Genomic DNA, 2906 nt, shown 5'->3' on the forward strand with positions numbered 1-2906 from the left:
AAAGAGGTTAAGTTAGTAAGGGCGCACGGTGGATGCCTTGGCACTAGGAGCCGATGAAGGACGTGACAAACGACGAAATGCTTTGGGTAGCTGTAAGTGAGCGAAGATCCAGAGATGTCCGAATGGGGGAACCCACTAGCTGATGGCTAGTATCTTTAGTTGTTAAGATTAAAGAGGGAAGACGCAGTGAACTGAAACATCTAAGTAGCTGCAGGAAGAGAAAGCAAAAGCGATTGCCTGAGTAGCGGCGAGCGAAACGGCAGAAGGGCAAACCGAGTGGTTTACCACTCGGGGTTGTAGGACTGCGATATGGACTGTTAGATTATAGAAGAATGACATGGGAAGGTCAGCCAGAGAGAGTGAGAGCCTCGTATTTAAAATAGTCTAACTACCTAGCAGTATCCTGAGTACGGCGGGACACGAGGAATCCCGTCGGAATCTGGGAGGACCATCTCCTAACCCTAAATACTCCCTAGTGACCGATAGTGAACCAGTACCGTGAGGGAAAGGTGAAAAGCACCCCGGGAGGGGAGTGAAATAGAACCTGAAACCGTGTGCCTACAAGAAGTTCGAGCCCGTTAATGGGTGAGAGCGTGCCTTTTGTAGAATGAACCGGCGAGTTACGATTGCATGCGAGGTTAAGTTGAAGAGACGGAGCCGTAGGGAAACCGAGTCTGAATAGGGCGGTAAAGTATGTAGTCGTAGACCCGAAACCATGTGACCTACCCATGAGCAGGTTGAAGGTGAGGTAAAACTCACTGGAGGACCGAACCAGGGCACGTTGAAAAGTGCTTGGATGACTTGTGGGTAGCGGAGAAATTCCAAACGAACTTGGAGATAGCTGGTTCTCTCCGAAATAGCTTTAGGGCTAGCGTCGACATTAAGAATCTTGGAGGTAGAGCACTGTTTGGGTGAGGGGTCCATCTCGGATTACCAATCTCAGATAAACTCCGAATGCCAACGATTTATGGTCGGCAGTCAGACTGCGAGTGCTAAGATCCGTAGTCGAAAGGGAAACAGCCCAGACCACCAGCTAAGGTCCCAAAATAATTGTTAAGTGGAAAAGGATGTGGGGTTGCACAGACAACTAGGATGTTAGCTTAGAAGCAGCTATTCATTCAAAGAGTGCGTAATAGCTCACTAGTCGAGTGACCCTGCGCCGAAAATGTACCGGGGCTAAAACAATTTACCGAAGCTGTGGATCCTGTAAAGGATGGTAGGAGAGCGTTCTATGTGTGGTGAAGCTATACCGTGAGGAGTAGTGGAACGCATAGAAGTGAGAATGCCGGTATGAGTAGCGCAAGATGGGTGAGAATCCCATCCACCGTAAGACTAAGGTTTCCAGGGGAAGGCTCGTCCGCCCTGGGTTAGTCGGGACCTAAGGAGAGACCGAAAGGTGTATTCGATGGACAACAGGTTGATATTCCTGTACTAGTATATAGAGTGAAGGAGTGACGCAGAAGGCTAAGGGAAGCCAGTGAATGGATTCTGGTCTAAGCAGTGAGGTGTGGTAAGAGTCAAATGCTTTTACCTGTAACATTGAGCTGTGATGGGGAGCTAGGTGATTCTAGCGAGTCCCTGATGTCAGGCTGCCGAGAAAAGCTTCTAGCGCAAATCTATATACTACCCGTACCGCAAACCGACACAGGTAGTCGAGGCGAGTAGCCTCAGGTGATCGAGAGAACTCTCGTTAAGGAACTCGGCAAAATGGCCCCGTAACTTCGGGAGAAGGGGCGCTCAGTTCAACTGAGCCGCAGTGAAAAGGCCCAAGCAACTGTTTATCAAAAACACAGCTCTCTGCTAAATCGTAAGATGATGTATAGGGGGTGACGCCTGCCCGGTGCTGGAAGGTTAAGAGGAGTGCTTAGAGATTTCTCGAAGGTATGAATTGAAGCCCCAGTAAACGGCGGCCGTAACTATAACGGTCCTAAGGTAGCGAAATTCCTTGTCGGGTAAGTTCCGACCCGCACGAAAGGCGTAATGATTTGGGCACTGTCTCAACGAGAGACTCGGTGAAATTTTAGTACCTGTGAAGATGCAGGTTACCCGCGACAGGACGGAAAGACCCCATGGAGCTTTACTGCAGTTTGATATTGAGTATCTGTGCCACATGTACAGGATAGGTAGGAGCCAATGAAGGTGGGACGCCAGTTTCACCGGAGGCGTTGTTGGGATACTACCCTTGTTGTATGGCTACTCTAACCCGGATAGGTGATCCCTATCGGAGACAGTGTCTGACGGGCAGTTTGACTGGGGCGGTCGCCTCCTAAAAGGTAACGGAGGCGCCCAAAGGTTCCCTCAGACTGGTTGGAAATCAGTCGCAGAGTGTAAAGGTATAAGGGAGCTTGACTGCGAGAGCCACAACTCGAGCAGGGACGAAAGTCGGGCTTAGTGATCCGGTGGTTCCGTATGGAAGGGCCATCGCTCAACGGATAAAAGCTACCCTGGGGATAACAGGCTTATCTCCCCCAAGAGTTCACATCGACGGGGAGGTTTGGCACCTCGATGTCGGCTCGTCGCATCCTGGGGCTGTAGTCGGTCCCAAGGGTTGGGCTGTTCGCCCATTAAAGCGGCACGCGAGCTGGGTTCAGAACGTCGTGAGACAGTTCGGTCCCTATCCGTCGCGGGCGTAGGAAATTTGAGAGGATCTGCTCCTAGTACGAGAGGACCAGAGTGGACTTACCGCTGGTGTACCAGTTGTCTCGCCAGAGGCACAGCTGGGTAGCTATGTAGGGAAGGGATAAACGCTGAAAGCATCTAAGTGTGAAACCCACCTCAAGATGAGATTTCCCATCAGCAATGAATAAGAGCCCTGAGAGATGATCAGGTAGATAGGTTAGGAGTGGAAGTTGTGTGAGCAATGTAGCGGACTAATACTAATAGCTCGAAGACTTATCCGAAGTCAA

The 2906-nt window shown here is 50.4% G+C and carries 1 rRNA gene; it reads left to right on the forward strand.

The annotated features are described in order from the left end of the window. Nucleotides 1-5 precede the first annotated feature (5 nt). Nucleotides 6-2900, forward strand: a 23S ribosomal RNA gene (locus I2503_RS09155). Nucleotides 2901-2906 lie beyond the last annotated feature (6 nt).

Source organism: Streptococcus sp. NLN64 (genome assembly GCF_015831295.1).
GTDB lineage: Bacteria > Bacillota > Bacilli > Lactobacillales > Streptococcaceae > Streptococcus.